General features: G+C 62.3%; 14 protein-coding genes. 9 read left to right on the plus strand and 5 right to left on the minus strand.

The features are described from left to right. Positions 1 to 1009, minus strand: a 1009-nt coding sequence (locus OES25_12320; protein MDH3628420.1) for a hypothetical protein, incomplete at its 3' end; no start/stop codon positions are given. 132 nt (positions 1010 to 1141) lie between these two features. Here OES25_12320 and OES25_12325 point away from each other — a divergent pair. Further along, positions 1142 to 1435 (plus strand): hypothetical protein, encoded by a 294-nt coding sequence (locus OES25_12325; protein MDH3628421.1) that lies wholly within the window; start codon positions 1142 to 1144, stop codon positions 1433 to 1435. A 19-nt stretch (positions 1436 to 1454) separates the two neighbouring features. Here OES25_12325 and OES25_12330 read toward each other — a convergent pair whose 3' ends face one another. Further along, a complete protein-coding gene (locus tag OES25_12330; GenBank protein MDH3628422.1) occupies positions 1455 to 2387 on the minus strand; it encodes a DUF2846 domain-containing protein in 933 nt (310 codons plus the stop codon). A 44-nt stretch (positions 2388 to 2431) separates the two neighbouring features. Next, positions 2432 to 5149, minus strand: coding sequence for a protein kinase (locus OES25_12335; protein MDH3628423.1), 2718 nt, complete (start codon positions 5147 to 5149; stop codon positions 2432 to 2434). An 81-nt stretch (positions 5150 to 5230) separates the two neighbouring features. Here OES25_12335 and OES25_12340 point away from each other — a divergent pair, with 81 nt between their 5' ends. The 3 genes from OES25_12340 to OES25_12350 all read left to right on the plus strand — a co-directional run bounded on the left by OES25_12340 (position 5231) and on the right by OES25_12350 (position 7826). After that, complete coding sequence (locus tag OES25_12340; GenBank protein ID MDH3628424.1) at positions 5231 to 5791, plus strand: macro domain-containing protein; 561 nt, start codon at positions 5231 to 5233, stop codon at positions 5789 to 5791. Positions 5792 to 5892: 101 nt separating this feature from the next. After that, entirely contained in the window at positions 5893 to 6393 is a 501-nt protein-coding gene (locus OES25_12345; GenBank protein ID MDH3628425.1) for a hypothetical protein, read from the plus strand. Continuing rightward, a complete protein-coding gene (locus OES25_12350; GenBank protein ID MDH3628426.1) occupies positions 6390 to 7826 on the plus strand; it encodes a hypothetical protein in 1437 nt (478 codons plus the stop codon). Before OES25_12345 ends, OES25_12350 begins: the two co-directional genes overlap by 4 nt. A gap of 7 nt (positions 7827 to 7833) precedes the next feature. On the opposite strand, the gene OES25_12355 is transcribed toward OES25_12350, so the two are convergent. Beyond that, a complete protein-coding gene (locus tag OES25_12355; protein ID MDH3628427.1) occupies positions 7834 to 9861 on the minus strand; it encodes a M64 family metallopeptidase in 2028 nt (675 codons plus the stop codon). A gap of 96 nt (positions 9862 to 9957) precedes the next feature. On the opposite strand from OES25_12355, the gene OES25_12360 reads away from it, so the two are divergent. Further along, a complete protein-coding gene (locus OES25_12360) occupies positions 9958 to 11421 on the plus strand; it encodes an SDR family oxidoreductase (protein MDH3628428.1) in 1464 nt (487 codons plus the stop codon). On the opposite strand, the gene OES25_12365 is transcribed toward OES25_12360, so the two are convergent. After that, positions 11400 to 12446: a methyltransferase gene (locus tag OES25_12365; GenBank protein MDH3628429.1), complete on the minus strand. Its 1047-nt coding sequence runs from the start codon at positions 12444 to 12446 to the stop codon at positions 11400 to 11402. The genes OES25_12360 and OES25_12365 overlap by 22 nt on opposite strands. Before the next feature lie 110 nt (positions 12447 to 12556). On the opposite strand from OES25_12365, the gene OES25_12370 reads away from it, so the two are divergent. The 4 genes from OES25_12370 to OES25_12385 all read left to right on the plus strand — a co-directional run bounded on the left by OES25_12370 (position 12557) and on the right by OES25_12385 (position 16719). Beyond that, positions 12557 to 14122, plus strand: a complete 1566-nt coding sequence (locus tag OES25_12370) for an amidohydrolase family protein (protein ID MDH3628430.1) — start codon at positions 12557 to 12559, stop codon at positions 14120 to 14122. Next, positions 14119 to 14424: a nuclear transport factor 2 family protein gene (locus OES25_12375; GenBank protein MDH3628431.1), complete on the plus strand. Its 306-nt coding sequence runs from the start codon at positions 14119 to 14121 to the stop codon at positions 14422 to 14424. The genes OES25_12370 and OES25_12375 overlap by 4 nt, the downstream gene beginning before the upstream one ends. A gap of 83 nt (positions 14425 to 14507) precedes the next feature. After that, entirely contained in the window at positions 14508 to 15698 is a 1191-nt protein-coding gene (locus OES25_12380; GenBank protein MDH3628432.1) for an acetamidase/formamidase family protein, read from the plus strand. Between the two features lie 73 nt (positions 15699 to 15771). Next, positions 15772 to 16719 carry an SPFH domain-containing protein gene (locus OES25_12385; protein ID MDH3628433.1) on the plus strand — a complete coding sequence of 316 codons (948 nt, stop codon included), beginning with the start codon at positions 15772 to 15774 and terminating at the stop codon, positions 16717 to 16719. The last annotated feature ends 1 nt before the right edge of the window (position 16720 follow it).

Genomic DNA, 16720 nt, shown 5'->3' on the forward strand with positions numbered 1-16720 from the left:
CGGCTAGAAGACCGTTGCAAGCTCCGTCGCGGGACAACGCCAGTCCGAGGAACAGCACCGGACTCGACTCCTCGTCGTCATCGAAGATCACCTGTCCAACCGTATTCCAGGCTCGGGCGTAGCCGTGGAGCACCGCCGTGCGCAACTCCTGATCGGCCACCGCATGTTGGCGACTGCGAGATGCGATCAACGATCCGTAGCCGAAAATGAAGATGCGTTTCGGTTGCGACGCCTCCGTCAACATGGCGCGACGCTCCAATGCGAACGACGTGGGGGAGTCGTGGGGGCCGCCGGACTGCTTGCGACGGATCAGCGCCAGCTTCTTTGGATCCTCCTCGATGGTCTCTGCTAGTTGTCCGAAACGGGAGTACAGCGTCGGGCTACCCTGGATCCTGTAGTCATCGACCCAGAACTGCAAGAGTCGCCAGTAATGAGGTGCCAGGAAATCGAACATTCGTCGGGTGTAGGACGGACTGACCGTTCGATTCTCGTAGGCCTCACCAACCTCCTGGAACAGGTTGGCAAACGCCTTGACGGTCTTGTCGAGGATGCGATCGCGTTGGAGTTCCAGCAGCAGGCGCGCCTCCATGTGGGCCAGCTGCAACGTCTCATCATCAAGATCGTTGTCGCCTGACTTATCGGCGGATTGTCGGAGCGCGCTTTCTTCGTATCCCGCCAGCCAGTCATCGACCCGACCACGCATGGAGATGACTTCGGGAGAGTTGAAGCGTTCGATGAAACTAGCCGCCCGCTGATGCCTGAAATGAAAGGCGGTCAACGCAAAAGCTGCCAGCACGAGCAGCAGTTCTACGAGTCCGAGATACGACGGGAAGCTATTGGAGTCGAGCGCGTGCTGGACTCGCGCCTGGCCAGGTACCGTGTCCGGTGGCAGCAGACCGATGATCGCGAAAGCGATCAGGCCAAGGATGATGGCGCCCAGGATTCCGACCAGAAAATCGAAGCGCCGCCGCCAGAGAGTCACCGCAATACCGGTACGTTGCTCACTCATCGTGGGCGATCTTCGCAGACCCGGTGCTCGATGGCAATCGCAGACGTTGAAGATGGTCCGATCGGAGTTCGATCGTCCGTGAACTAGAGTACGATTGCCCCGAAGTACTCGTCCGCCACAGGAGATCGAATCATGGTGTTAAAGAGCCTCGGAGTGTTGTCGTGCGCAAAGATCACGGGGGCGCTGTATGCCGTCCTGGGGCTTATAGGTGGAGCGTTCTTTGCATTGTTCTCGTTGCTTGGCGCGGGAGTGGCGGCCAGTCAAAGTGACGGTGGCGCGTTCATCGGGATGCTTTTCGGCGTCGGAGCGATCATCTTCCTACCCCTGTTCTACGGCGTGATGGGATTCGTGATGGGCGCACTCACGGCGTTTGTCTACAACATCGTGGCTGGGTTCGCAGGCGGTGTGGAAATGGAACTGGAGTAACGGCTGACGTCGTCTCGGGTTACGGCCGATCCGTCAGGTCCATCGTACGTATGAGTCGGCAATCCTTCAGTTTCTTCAGGGCCTTCGCCGGCGGGATCTCCTTCAGGCCCATCGCCTGAAAGTAGTAGTCCTTTCCCGACTCGATCGTGACGGCGGTGTCCCTCTGCCACTTGTCGCGACCCCACCAGACCCGGTGTTCGCCGGGGGCGACGTAGGCCATGTGGTAGGTGTTGCGTTTCGACTCCCCGATGGTGACATCATCGATGCCGACGCGGAAGCGGTTGGCGCCGCCGACCATCCCTTGCGGACGCATGATGTAGACCGTGCCGTGGGGAATCTCCGGGGGGCCGTCGCCGTCGAACGGCATGCGAAGTCTGGCCAGGACTGCCTCGGGTTCCATCCCCTTGGACAGTGAGAGGTAGGCGCCCAATTCGACCGCAGCCCGCTCTTCGATCAACGTGATACTTCGTGCGGTCAGGCCGCCCCAGTTGAAGCTGCGCGTCTCCGAGAAGGTCTGGAGCGTGTTCCCCGTCTGGGCGTCGATCAGCGTGACATCGAATTCGAAGTTGGCCGAACTGGTTCCGGCCACCAGCCACCGGGCGGTAAAACTGCCTGGTTTGTAACGGGTGACATTCACCCGTAGTACGACGCCGCTCTCCGAGTTCTTCGGTGCCCGGCGCAAGACCTCCGGGAACAGGTCGCGATCGATCGCGTAGTCGATGTAGTCGGCCAACCGTGCGGGTACCGTCTTGACCAGGTCCTGGATCTTGCGCTCGGGCGCCTCCGGGTCGGTGACCTCACAGTCCTCGACGAAGACCCGCTCGTAGCCGGAGAGATCCACCGTCGGCCAATCCAACGCACGACGGAGTCGTTTCTCCGAGCCGGCCTGCAGGATGCCGGGAAGAAAGACGAAACAGACGATCCATCCTATGAAACGACGTTGAGCGGTCATGGGGTCTCCGGGTCGAGCGGCGCAGGTATTAGTCTACGCCGCCGTTAGCGATCGACAATGAGCTCTTGGAATCGCGCGTTCCCGTGGAGCTTCTTCAACCGCGGGTCCGCCGCCAGCATCGGCACCGAAACCAGCGATGGGATCGAAAGCAGTTGCTCGATCTGATCCAGCGCCAGGTCATCTTCACCGATACGTGCATAGATCAGGGCCAGCGCCTCGACGGCCTGGGGTCCGAAAACGGCATCCCGCGCGATGGGGTACAGATCGACCGCCTTGGTGCCCGCTCGAATCGCGTCGGCGTCTTCGCCTAACCCCGCAAGCGCGATACCCAGTGCGCTGTAAAGACGGTAGTCGTCGGGCTGTCTCTTGATCTCGCGCTCGAGGATCTGGCGGGCCTGCTCGTAGCTGTCACGTGCCCGCTCGTTGTGACCCATCAGGTCGTGGAGCTCTGCGAGGAACAAGGCCTTCGGCCGGACGGCTCGGAAGTAGACCATCAGCTCTACAGGACTCGCCTCGAGTCGTAACAATGCTTCTTCGTATCGTTGTTCGTAGATCTGCTGTCGGAACCAGTACCAGTCCATGGCCGGATGGTCGGTGGGTGGGATCCTCTCGAGGGTTGCGCGAGCCGCCTCGAGGTCACCGGTCATCCAGTAGGTAAAGGTCTTCTCAAAGTAGCCGGAGGTTTGAAGGGGGAGCAGGCCGATCGAATGATCCAGCGGTGCGAGCGCGTCGTCATAGCGTCGCAGGAAGTTGTAGGTCGACCCCAACTCGCCTCGTACGTTGGCGTCCATCGGATTCAATTCGATCGCTCGCTCCAGATTGCCGGCGGCCTCCTCCCAGCGTCCCTGTCGACGCCAGATGAAGCCGACGAACTCCAGAACCTCGAGCTTCGAGGGCATCCGCTCCTGCACGAAGGCGAAGGAGTCGAGCGCCCGTTCGTAGTCCTTGTGGCACCAGTAGAAGTAGTTCCCCAGGGCGAAATGCACATCGGGCGATGTGGGTGCCAGCTCAAGGGCCTTCTCGACACTCTTCTTCGCCAGCTCCTGGCGTTTCATCGTGCGATCGTGGCCAAAATGATAGAGCGCTGCATGGGCTCGTGAGAGTCCCGCATAGGCGGCGGCAAACTCGGGGTCGAGTTCGATCGCCTCTTCGAAGAGCGCGATCTGGTCCTTGTAGGTCTCCTCGGTATAGATCGGGAGTTGGAGGAGGTGCTGCCCCTGCATGTAAGCGCGATAGGCGTCCAGGTTATCGGTGCTGCGGAGATCGTCTGCCCAGCGGCTGCCACTGAGTGTGATGCCGATATGATCGATCACCTTCTCTGCAATCGCCGACTCCAGGGTGAACATGTCGTCGATCACCTCGTCGTAGGTGTCCGACCAGACGGCGGTCTCGTCCGCAACGTTGACAAGTTGCGGCGTGATCCGCACACGACTCTTGCCACCCGATGATCGGGCCCAGCGAACGGAACCCTCGAGCAGGTAGTCGACGCCGAGCTCGGCTCCGATCTCGGCAGGTGTCTTGTCGGTGTCCGCATACTGAATCGCGCTCTTACTCGATATGACACCCAGGCCGACCACCGACGCAAGCCGGCTTGTAATCTCCTGTGTCATGCCGACGGCGAAGTACTCGTCATCGGCGTCACCGAGATTCTCGAAGGGCAGGACGGCGATCATCTGCTTGCGGCTCGCCAGCGGTCGATCGGTGCCGGGGTTTGCTCGGACCGGGACCGGCTCTCCCGTGGGACGGGTCTGCCACCAGATCGTCCCGAGGACCGCGATGATCACGGCCGCGATGCCGGCGATCGCCGGCCAGCGGCGTCGGGGAGTCGGTGTTGGCGTCGGCGTGGGCGACGGAGCGGATGGGACCGGCGTGTAGTTGGTGAGCCCGGAAGGGCCCTCTTCCGACGTCATGGTGGCTCGACCGGTCGAAAGGTCCCGCTTCAGATTGCGAAGGTCCGTCGCCAACTCGTCTGCGTGTTGGTAGCGCCGTTCGGGTTCCTTCTCCATCGCCTTCCGTACGACCCGCTCTACTTCCGTCGGGATGCCGTCGGATCGATCCGACAACGGCGCGGGTTCCTCCTCCGTGATCGCCTGTCGGACGGCCTCGTCGGTCTTGCCGCGGAAGGGGACGCAGCCGCCCGCCATCTCGTAGAGCAGGACACCGAACGCGAACAGGTCGCTGCGATGATCGATCTTCTCGCCGCGGATCTGTTCCGGCGACATGTACGAGCGGCTCCCGAAGATCTTCCCGTTATCTCTCGGCTCGCCATCGTCAGCGCCGGACCCGATCACCTTGGCCAGGCCGAAGTCGAGGATCTTGACCTGGCCGTCCGTGGTGATCATCACGTTGTCCGGCTTCAGGTCTTGATGAACGATGCCGTTTTTTTGCGCGTGGGCCAGGCCGTCCGCGATGCCGACGCCGACGGCCAGCCATCGCCTTGTCGGCATGGGGCCCTCTCGAAGGATCTGTCGCAGGGTCTGGCCGTCCAGGTACTGCATGACGATATAGGGGTTGCCGTCGTGCTCACCGACCTGATGGATCACGGCGATGTTGGGATGCTGAAGGGCGGCGGCCGCCTCCGCCTCCTGTTGGAAGCGCTGACGCCACTGCGGGTCGGCATTCAGCGTGGCGGGAAGGATCTTGATCGCCACATGTCGCTTCAGCGACGGGTCCAAGGCCTTCCAGACGACACCCATGCCGCCCGCGCCAATCTGGGCCACGATCTCGTAGGGCCCAAGAGTCGATCCGGGCTCAAGATTCATATAAGGCAAGGTTACCAGAACCGTAAGGCTTTGAGGGTGCCCGGTCTTGAGTTACCCTGGAGATCGCACTACGGGGTTTTCATGGCAGTCAGCTTCAAGATCGGTACAACCCTCGTCGAACTCGTCCAGGGCGACATCGCCCTACAGGAGGTCGACGCCATCGTCAACGCCGCCAACCCCGAGCTTTCCGGCGGTGGCGGCGTCGATGGGGCCATTCATCAGGCTGGCGGACCGTCGATCATGGCGGCCTGTGATGCCATCGGCGGCTGTCCGATCGGGCAGGCGGTGGCGACGACGGCCGGAGATCTTTCAGCGAAGAAGGTCCTGCACGCCGTCGGCCCGGTCTACCGCGACGGGAAACAGGGCGAGCCCGAGTTGCTGGCATCGGCTTACACCCGTGCGTTGGAGTTGGCCGTCAAGCACGACCTGAAGACCGTCGCACTCCCGTCCATCAGTACCGGTGCCTACGGCTACCCGATGGAAGAGGCGGCACGGATCTCCCTGGGGATCACCTTCGAGTTTGTGGGGCGTCACTCGGAACTGGAACTGCTTCGCTTCGTCCTCTGGGACGCCGCCGCCCTCGAGACGTATGAGATGGTCTTCTCGGAGCTCGCACCCACCCAGGGGCCGGGCGACCTCTAGACGGACCGCGGTCCTCCCCATTTTGGGGGAGGGACAAATCCTGCCAACGGTCGTACCTTCAGAATCCCATAGCGTTATGTCGATCTCAGGAGGAGAGATCCATGAAAGGGTTCTGCCAGGTTGTATTCGGGATGCTGCTCATCGCCGTCCTCTGCACCGGACCCGCCCTCGCCGAGGTCGCATCCTCTCCCAGCTACGTTCTCCAGCAGACCGCCGTCGATGGCGCCGGGACCGAGTCCTCATCGGGTAGCTACGTCATGAACGGCGCCGCCGTGCAGAAGGCGACTATCGGCACCAGTGCGTCGCCGGCCTACGTGCTGCAGTCGGGTTTCTTCTCGTATCTCGGTTCGGGGTTGGTCCCGGTGGTATTGACCGTCGACAAGGACGCCATCGACCCCCAGGATATCGACCTGAGCTGGTCCGGAAACAACGATCCCTACAGCGTCTATCGCTCGATCGATTGCACGGCGATCATCGGCGGATTCCTCGCACAGGTAAACACCAACGACTATGACGACGACACCGTCGGCACGACGGGTCTGAACTGCTATCGCGTCTTCGCGACTGCGCCGGGGCCCGCCCCGCCAGGAGGAGCCCCATGAGCTCGATTTCGTTTCGCCGAATCTGCCTACTGTCGCTCATACTTCTCGTTAGTGGAATAGCGATGGCCCAGGTGCCGTCCCTCGTCAACTATCAGGGTCGCCTGACCGACAACAGCCCCCAACAGAACCCGCTGACGGCGACGCTTGCGATGGAATTCGCCATCTGGGATGACCCTGTCGGTGGGGTCGAGCTGTGGAGCGAGGTCTGGGCCTCGGTCGATGTGAACAACGGCATCTTCAGCGTGCTACTCGGCAGCAACGGAACGCCACTTACGCCGTCGGTCTTCGTCAGCGGCGGTAGCCGCTACCTGGAGATCACGGTCGGCGGCGAGACGCTGGCACCGCGGCAGCAGATGGGGTCTGCCGCCTATGCGGGGCTGTCCTCGGACAGCGAAGGACTGGGTGGCCTCCCGTCGACGCTGTGGCAGAGACGTGTGGTGTCAAGCTGCGCACCGAACAACTTCATGCGGGCCGTCGCCGCAGACGGCACCGTCACCTGTGAGGCGGACGACGTCGGCGTAGGCGTCGAGAACGACCCGCAGGTCGGTGCGCTGGATCCAGGCGACATCCCGTACTGGGCCGGTAGCACGTTGCTGCCGTCCAACATTCGTCAGGTGTTTTTCGACACGGGGGTGGGACTCGGCGGTGGCGTCGACCCGGCGGAGGATTTCCATGTCTATCGCGCGGACAGCGACGTGGCCCGGATCTATGCAACCGGACAGAGCCAGGGCGGTGGGTTGTTCTTCGCCGGGCAGAGTCCGCTCTACGGCGGTGGGTTCTCCTACGATGGCGATAACAGCCCGGACATCACCGGAGGCTCCGATCGCATCACGTTCTTCAGACGCAACAACAACGTGGACACCGAGGTGTTCTCCTACGGTTACGCCAACGACGACATCTCGTTCAGCGGCAACCTCGACGCGTTCACCGGGGCGACGATCGGTCAGTATCCCGGTCAGTCCGCGACGCTGTCGGCGTTCTACAACAACACAGCGGGCAACTACACGCTCCTCGCCGGAAATGATTCGACGTTCCTGAACGTCCCGAATATCAACGGCACGATGTACTTTCGCACCGGAAACAGCAATCGAATGACTGTCACCTCGTCGGAGGTGGACCTGACCGTCAGCCTGGACGTGGCGGGAACTGCAAACATCGGCTGGGAGCGTGTGACCGCCGCAGGCACCACGAGTGCGACCGCCTCATCTTGCTTACAGGGTGGCACGTCGTGGAGCTGCTATCAGGGGACCACAACGGCTACCTGTACCGCCCCAAGAAAAGTCATCGGCGGTGGCTGCAACTGTAGCGGTCTCAATGACACGATCTGTTACGGGTATCCGGATTCGGATACCAGTTACCGATGCCTCAATGCGGAAGACAGCGCCAGTCAACCCTTCACGGCGTACGCCATCTGCGCGCGGGTCGGGAGCTAGGGTCGGGCTAGGGACAAGGCGTCAGGTTCGTCCGCCCGGTGCCTTCGGAGTCCAGCCCCATCGGTCCTTCGCCCGCGGCGTTACGCCCGGTCACCAGATAGAACCAGCCGGTCCCGACCGGTGGATCGGCGGCCTCGACCGCGGCGGGTGACTGAAGGCTCGGCTGTCCGCAGCTGCCGTACGACCCACCCAGTACGGTCAACGTTCCGCGATAGAGGTTGTAGGAAGTAGCACCACCCGACGAACCGTCTTCCCACGCGAGATTGTCGGCATCGACAAAACGCAACGGTTCCACCGACCCCGGTGGCGCAATTTCCATCGGCGGTTGGAGCGCGGTTACGTCGATCGTCCAGGCCGCCACATCCTGATTGGAACCGTAGCGTGACGGTTTGATGAAGTTGGTATCGGCAGTCACCTCGCAGGTCAACGTGTACTGGCCAGCCAACGTGAAGGTGTGTGAGTAGGCCTCGGTCGCGCTGGCGACGAGGGTGGGACCGGGCAGCCCGGGGCCGTCGAGGGTCCAGGTAATCTCGTGGGTCGCCGGTGGCGCGGGCAGACGCGTGGTGATCGAGAAGTCCTGCTGAACGAAGCTGTTCGTGTTCACATTCGCTGCAGGCGTCATCGATTCCAGTGGCGCCGTCGGGTTGACCCGGGAGTGAGCGAACGACCACAACGACCAGTGCTGGTTGCAGACGTGACAGAACGGTTGGTTCAGGTTGCGCATTTCGCAATCTGCCTCCGGGCGATAGATACACTGGCCCCAGTACTGAGCGCCTTCGCGTGGCGAGCCGATGTCGGCGATCCACTCGGACCAGGCGCCGGAGACGCCGTTGGTCGAGGTGTTGACGTTGCCGGCAAAGCTCCCACAGCCGGAGTTGGACACGTACTCGTCCGCAAGACCGGACATCGAGTGACCCAGCTCGTGAACCGCCAACTCCAACGCCGAACCGTTGCCGGCCGCGTAGGTCGCGCGGGAGCCGCCACAGCCGCCGTAGCGGGTGGTGTTAACCATCACGACCGTCTCGTCCTGGGCCGGTGCCCGCAGTTCGGCGGCGACGACGTTGCCCGTGCCGTTTGTGTCGCAGCCACCTCCGTAGGACAGGCAACGATTGTCGCTGTGACCACAGGTCGGATTGGACAACGGGAACCGGGTTCCCATCGCGGTGTCGACGATGGTCCCGCAGTCGCACTGGTCGGTCCCTTGCTCTCGCGAATAGGCGTAGACGAGGATGTAGTTGTAGAGCAGGTCGTGCTCGGCGTGGGGCGTCTTGCCACGGAAGTAGGCGACCATGGCGTCGGCATGGCTCTCCATCAGAGCCTTGTCTGTGTACTGATAGCCGTCCGGCACGATGACGATGTTGATCCGGCTTCCGACCGCGGCGGCGTCACCATAGACGCGGTAGATGTCGGTGTCGCCAAGGTTCTCCGGCCAGACGACGGTGCTGGCCAACCGCGACGCTCCGGGATCCGTGGAATTGGTGGACGCGATCGCCAGGCTGTCGTAGGTGACCGGACGGCCGGCGGCGTCGAAGTTGTGACGGGTCATCGGAAGCGCGCCAAGAGATCGTCGTGCCGCCTGGCCACGCTCGTTCTCGTGGTAGGCCACCTCGATCGTGTCGAAGCCGGCCAACTCCGGCAGCTCAACCAGGAACGAGTCGCGATGCATGCGGATCGTGTCGCCCTCGACGTGGGGTTCGTCGTAGGGGCCGTGAGACAGACAGACCATGCCGGCGCCCACCCGCCGGGTGTAGCGAGTCCCGTCATCGCTTACGAGACTGACCTCGATCTGGACCTCGTTCCGTTCTTCGTAGCTGCGAACGGGTTCGGTCTGAGCGGTGCGAACGAAGGCGCGGGGCTTGACGGTGTAGCCGAGGATCCGCGCCTCGTCTCGGTCAATCTCGATGCCGACCACCAGCGTGCGGTCGGAGTAGCGGCCCAGGGCTTCGGAGGCCGGCTCGTCCCCGGCGGCCAGACCGACGGATAGCAGGAAGCAGGCAGCAGCGACGACACCACGAAAACAAGGCGATTCCATCATCGGCTCTCCTTCAATCTTCGGGAAGTGTAGCGGCAACCTCAAATATACGCCGATCGCCGTTCCCGAAAGAGCGATTCCCTGCGCTAGTCTAGGTTGATGACCCGACGCGACGACGACGAGTACGCCCGCCAGATCGCTGCAGCGACGAAATTTCTGGAGGAGATCGCCGAGGCCTACGATCAGCTCGCAACGCTGCCGGAGGATTCTCGCCGACAATTTTTGATGGCCGCCGGGCGTGTGGCGCGACCCGGACCCTGGGATCGTCACGCGCTGGCGACGGCCGCGTCGGATCGGCGCAAGGCCAGGCATCGGAAGCGGGACGAGGAGCGGCTCGAACAGACCGGGATCCGTCAGGTCCGCCGTCGGCCGGTCTTCGCGCCATGGGTTCATGGTGGGATGATCGAGAGCGGGGGAGAGACTCGTCGCAACGAACCTGACGACGTCGAGACACCTGCCGACGGGTCTCGTCTTGATGCATCGATCCCATGCTACATCTGCAAGACCCAGTTCAAGCAACTGCACTTCTTCTACGACGCGCTCTGTCCCGACTGCGCGGACTTGAACTGGGCGAAACGGACGCCGAACGCCGATCTCGCTGGACGGGTCGCCCTCATCACCGGCGCCCGGGTGAAGATCGGTTATCAGGCGGCGTTGATGTTGCTTCGTGCCGGTACCCGGGTCGTCGTCAGTACCCGCTTTCCTCGGGACGCTGCGAAGCGCTACGAGTCCGAGAAGGATTTCTCCAGCTGGTCCGACCGGCTGGAGATCTTCGGTCTGGACCTGCGTCACACACCCGCCGTCGAGTCGTTCACCAGATTTCTCCGAGACCATCTCCCGCGGCTCGACTTCATCATTAATAATGCGTGCCAGACCGTCCGCCGCCCGCCGGGGTTCTACCAGCACCTGATGGATGGAGAGACGGAACCGATCGAACAGTTGCCGGTGCACGCCCGGGCCCTACTACCGGCGACCCTATCGCAGATCGCTCTGCTCGAGGAAGACCACGACCGCGGCTCTCACCTGTTTCCCGCCGGGCAGCTGGACGCCGACCTGCAGCAGGTCGATCTGCGAGAAGTGAATAGCTGGCGACTTGGGTTGAGCGACGTGTCGGCGGTCGAACTTCTGGAAGTCCAGCTTGTCAATTCCGTCGCACCCTTCATCTTGAACGCACGACTCAAGCCACTGATGCGGAAGACCGACAACCGCGACAAACACATCGTCAACGTCTCGGCCGTCGAGGGACAGTTCTCCCGTCGGCACAAGACCGACCGTCACCCTCACACCAACATGGCCAAGGCTGCGCTGAACATGATGACCCGGACCTCTGCGGCAGACTATCTCCGCGATGGCATCCACATGAACAGCGTGGATACCGGATGGGTCACTGACGAGGACCCTGCCGTCATCGCCGAGCGCAAGAAGCGCGAGCAGGGATTCCATCCGCCGCTGGACATCATCGACGGCGCGGCACGGATCGTGGATCCGATCTTCGACGGCATCACGACCGGCGTTCACACCTGGGGGGCGTTCCTGAAGGACTACAGGGTCGTGGACTGGTAGTCGCCGTGGGCGAGGACGAAGATCCGCTGTTGCACGTTCCCCGTCGTCACCGCACGATGTTCCACGATTCGCAGTCCGGTACTCTGGACCGCCGCCGTGAACAGACGATACTTGACGACGATGATGGCGATTCGTCCATCGGGAGCGAGTACCCGCTCGAACGCCGCCAACAGCTCGGCGTAGAGGACATCCAGTCGCGCCCGTCGGGCCTGACGCAGCCCGTGGGGTGGGTCGGTGACGATGTAGTCGAACCGACCGTCAGACTCCGGGTCTAACTCTCGTGCGTCGGCGGTGGTGACTTCCAGGGGGATCCCGTGGTTCGCCAACGTGCCACGCGCCGTCTCGACCGTATCGGTATCCCAGTCCGATGCGACGATCTCGAGGCTCGGGTTGGTCGTCGCGGCCTCGACCGGAATGACTCCGGCGCCGCAGAGCGGATCGATCAGCCTCCCGGCCCCACTGTGCGCACCGGCAAGACGAAGCATCGCTGCTGCGATGGTCGGTTTCATCGAACTGCGTAACGATCGTCCCCGACGAACGCGGTTTCCCAGCGAGGGGCGGGTGCGCGACACACCCACGACCAGGCGATGGTCGTAGAGATCGACCCGTATCTCGACGTCAAACTCCTCGAGGCTGACGGGCGTCGCGAAGCGGCGGACGAGGGCCGCACCGGCGGCCCTCTGTAGTTCGAACTTCTCAAGGCCGATGTCACCGAGGATGTTCGACGTGACACGAAACGACCCAGCGTCGCCAAGCAGGTCGAACGCTGTCTTGTCCAGAACGCTCTGTATATCGGCAAGCCCCTCGACCGGCTCCTCCGCGAGAACCTCGAGAACGTGATGGATCGTGGTGAGTTGCAGCAGCGGTGCCGGTTCGTCGGTTTCCACGAGGACCTGCCCCGGGAGACCGAACGGATTCTCCGTGGCTCGGGACGACCGGGATTGCTCGTGAAGCTCGCTTACGACCACGTCTTCGAGCCCGGGATCGACGCTCAGAAGAAATCGCTTTTCGGACTTCGTGGACACGGTGGGACTCTCCGGAACGGAACGGGTTCCAGCATATCCGTAAAAACCCTGGCAACCGCCCGTCGATTCGAGGGGGCCGCGCGTACAATTGGGACGGATGGGGGAAATTTGTGAATAGAGCAGTTGTGGTCCTGGTCGGGTGGATGCTGGTCATCGCGGCGTCCGGTTGTCGGACCCCACCCACGCCGGAAATCAAAAGGCTCGTCATCGAGAACGTCACCGTGATTCCGATGACCGGCGTTGGAGACGAGCGGATCGCAACCGTCGTGATCGAGGACGGAAAGATCGTTTCCATGGTCGGACCCGATGGTGAAGATGCCCGACACAACGTCCGGCGAATCGACGGTAGCGGCAAGTTCCTGTTGCCGTCGTTTGTCGACACGCACGTGCATCTCGACGACGTCGGCGACCTGTCGGTACTCCTGGCCCATGGTGTGGGCGCCGTCAGGAACATGGAGGGGCAGCCGTACCACCTTTATGTCCGGGACCTCGTCGATGATGGGACGTTGATTGGTCCACGATTCAAGACTTGTGGTCCCTACACGAACCTGCCGACGATCCAATCGGTCGCCGATGCCGAGAACGCGGTGCGAGAGCAACACGACGCCGGTTACGACTGCATCAAGATCCATGGGGAGCTATCCGTCGAGAGCCTGGAAGCACTCGGTCGAACCGCTAGCGAGTTCGGGATGCCCGTCGTCGGCCACGCGCCACGGAATCTGGATCTGCAAGCGTCGCTGTCCGTCGGTGCGATCCGGGAGATCTCCCACGCCGAGGAGTACCTCTACACCTGGTACGCCCATCACAACAACGACGGGTGGGAGCGGGACGCCGCGACCGCGACGCGGCAGGCCGGCGTCGAGGTCGCTCCGGCTCTCGCCATGTATCGCTCGATCCTGCGTCAGGTGGCAGACCTGGACGCCGAGCTTTCCGGCATCCCGTTGGAGTTGGCCGGTCCGTTTTCCCGGCGGGCATTTCGACCGTCGAACAACCAGTACAAGAGGAAGTTCAACCCGGAAGACGCGACCTGGATGGGGGAGTACCTGGGCCGGCAACAGGCACTGGTCACCGCGCTTCGTGACGAGGGCGTGACACTGTTGCTGGGCACGGACGCCAACGCGACGGGATCGATCCCCGGCCACGCCGTTCATGAAGAGCTGGCCCTGTTGGTGGCGTCCGGCCTGACACCGTACGAGGCACTCGAGGTCGGGACTCGCAACGGCTGGGACAGCGTTGTCGGGCGGGGGTTCGCCGGGCGAGTAAGAGAGGGCCTTGCCGCCGAACTGGTCCTGCTGGACGCCAACCCTCTGGTCGACATCCAAAACAGTCGAAAAATTACGGGCGTCGTGAGCAGCGGTCGATGGTTCGATCGAGCGGCATTGGATGCGCTACTTCGGGAGCAGATCGATCGATACGTCACCGATCAGCCGTTCGTCGATCGGCTGTGGGACAACGACATCGGCGATGCCATGGAGTGGTATGGACAGATGCGCGAGGAAGACCCATCTGTTCAGGTGGCACGGGAGACGATGGCCTGCCAGGCCATGCGCTCCGTGCGCGACGGCGCCCCTGAGGCCGCGGTCGAGATGCTTGATATTCTCGTCTCGGAGTATCCTGAAGATCCGCTGGGAACCCGTCTTCTAGAAGACCTAAATGAGCGAGGAGCCGCAGAATGAGACACGTAGCACTATCCATCCTGGTCGCGGCCGCATTCATGACGGGGCCTCCAATTTCAGCCCAATCAGATGAAGACCACGCCGGTGTGGAGCGGGCCGTGCTGGACTACGTCGAAGGGCTTTACGAGCTCAAGCCGGAGCTGATCAAGCGCAGCGTCCATCCGGATCTCCAGAAGTTCGGCTTTGCCCGTCGCTCCGCCGACAGGCTGACCGCGGAGTGGGGAGTCGATTACTTCCATCTGGCGAAGTACGACGGGAAGCGGATGCTCGTCCACGTTCTCTGGCAGAGTCTCGACGATTGACTTCTCGCGGTGGCAAGTGCGGAGGTAACGAATTGAATCGCTTATTACGACTTGAACTGGCTGTTCTCTCACTTCTAATCCTGATGTGCGTGACGACGGCATCAGGGGCGGAGATCCTTGTCGTCGGTGGTGAGGGGAGCAACTGTAACGAGGATCCCCAGTGCATCAACCGGATCCACCCCGAGATCCCGATGACGGCACGTGCGAAACCCGGACAGAAGATCCTGCTCCGCACCCGCAACGCCAGTGACTTCGATCTCGCTCCGTCGGCCGCACCCGATCCTCGTCTTGGCGATAGCCAATTCGGCACTGTCCACCCGATGACCGGACCCATCCATATTGACGGCGCAAAAGCAGGCGATGTCCTCAAAGTCACGCTGCTGGATATCGATCCGGGGGAGTACGGCTTCACGTTGATTACCGGGAGCGGGTTTGTCGCCGATGTCGTCGAGGGACCGTATCGGATTCTGTGGCGTCTCGATCGTAATCACGCGGTGACGGACGATATTCCCGGTGTGCGGATTCCCAACGGCAGTTTTCCGGGCGTCGTCACTGTCCTGCCCGGAGTTGAACAACATGCCGCGATGCTGGCACGGGAAGCTGAACTGGCAGCGGTCGGGGGGGCGGTCCGTCTTCCGCATCCGACTCACGCATCGCCCGCCGAAGTCTGTGGCGACGAGGGGTCCAAGACGGACGAGTGTCTGAGAACCATTCCGCCACGGGAGCACGGCGGAAACATGGACATCCGTTACCTCGGCGTGGGCGTCACGATCTATCTACCGTGTTACATCGATGGATGCGGATTGGCCGTGGGCGATCTTCACTACGCCCAGGGGGACGGGGAGGTCGCCGGAACGGCCATCGAGATGGACGCCGATGTGCTGTTGACGACGGAGTTGATCAAGGAGGGGCCGACGCTGAGCCGCGGCCCGCACTACGAGGGACGATCGACCTTGCTCGATATCCCGTCACGCCGGTTCTACGCAACGACCGGCTTCCCGCTGAAGAGTCCGGGCGAGGTTCCACCGGACATGCGGTACCTCGAATCGCCGGTGGTTGCGAAGCTCTCGAACCTCTCGAAGGACATCTCTCTGGCGGCCCGAAATGCTTTGCTGGAGATCATCGACTACATGGTTGACACCTATGGCCTGACCCGTCAGCAGGCCTTTCTGGTCGCCAGCGTCGCCGTCGATCTGCGGATCGGGCAGCTGGTGGATGCGCCCAACGTCGGGGTGACGGCGATCCTTCCGCTGGACATTTTTATTGAGAAATAGTGCCCTTCTTGACAAATGATGTCAAAGTGATATCATATTGATATAAATCAAAATAAAGAAGGAGAGAGCACCCATGAGTACCGAACGGCGTTATCGCCCCATGTCCGGCTGGTTTGCCCTGATCGCCTGTCTCGCCCTGACGATCGGCACACCGATACTTTTCATTACCCACGCCGTCCGCAACGGCGGTCCGACACCGACGGCCGCCATCATCGCGCCGATCTGTTTCATCACCGGCATCATCGTTCTCGCCGGCTTCCAGGCCATCGCCCCCAATCAGGCTCGCGTCATGCTGCTGTTCGGCAACTACAAGGGATCCGTCGTCGAGTCCGGCTTCTACTGGGTCAACCCGTTCTATTCGAAGAAGAAGGTCTCGCTGCGGATCCGCAACTTCGAGACCGGCTCGATCCACACGCCCGAAAAGAAGGATGCCGCCGGTAAGGTGGTCGAGGCCAAGCGTCGCAGCGCGGGCAGGCCGTCCAAGGTTAACGATCGCGACGGTAACCCCATCGAGATTTCGGCCGTCGTAGTCTGGCGAGTCGTCGATACCGCCGAGGCGTTGTTCGAGGTCGACGACTTCGAAGACTTCGTCGCGGTCCAGAGCGAGGCGGCCCTACGAAACCTCGCGACCCGTCATCCCTATGACAGTCAGGATGACAAGATCTCTCTTCGTGGAAACACCCAGGAAGTCTGCGACCAGCTTCAAACGGACATCCAGGAGCGACTGGGTAAGGCCGGCGTTGAGGTGATCGAGGCGCGGATCAGCCATCTGGCGTATGCCCCGGAGATCGCGGCGGCCATGCTCCAGCGACAGCAGGCAGCCGCCGTGGTCGCGGCGCGGACGAAGATCGTCGAAGGCGCGGTCGGTATGGTCCAGATGGCGCTCGAACACCTCTCACGGGACAACATCGTCCATCTCGACGACGAACGGAGAGCGGCGATGGTCTCGAACCTGCTGGTCGTACTCTGTGGCGATCGTCACGCGCAGCCGGTCGTCAACGCCGGCACGCTCTACCAGTAGC

The organism is Acidobacteriota bacterium, assembly GCA_029861955.1.
Classification (GTDB): Bacteria; Acidobacteriota; Polarisedimenticolia; order Polarisedimenticolales; family Polarisedimenticolaceae; genus JAOTYK01.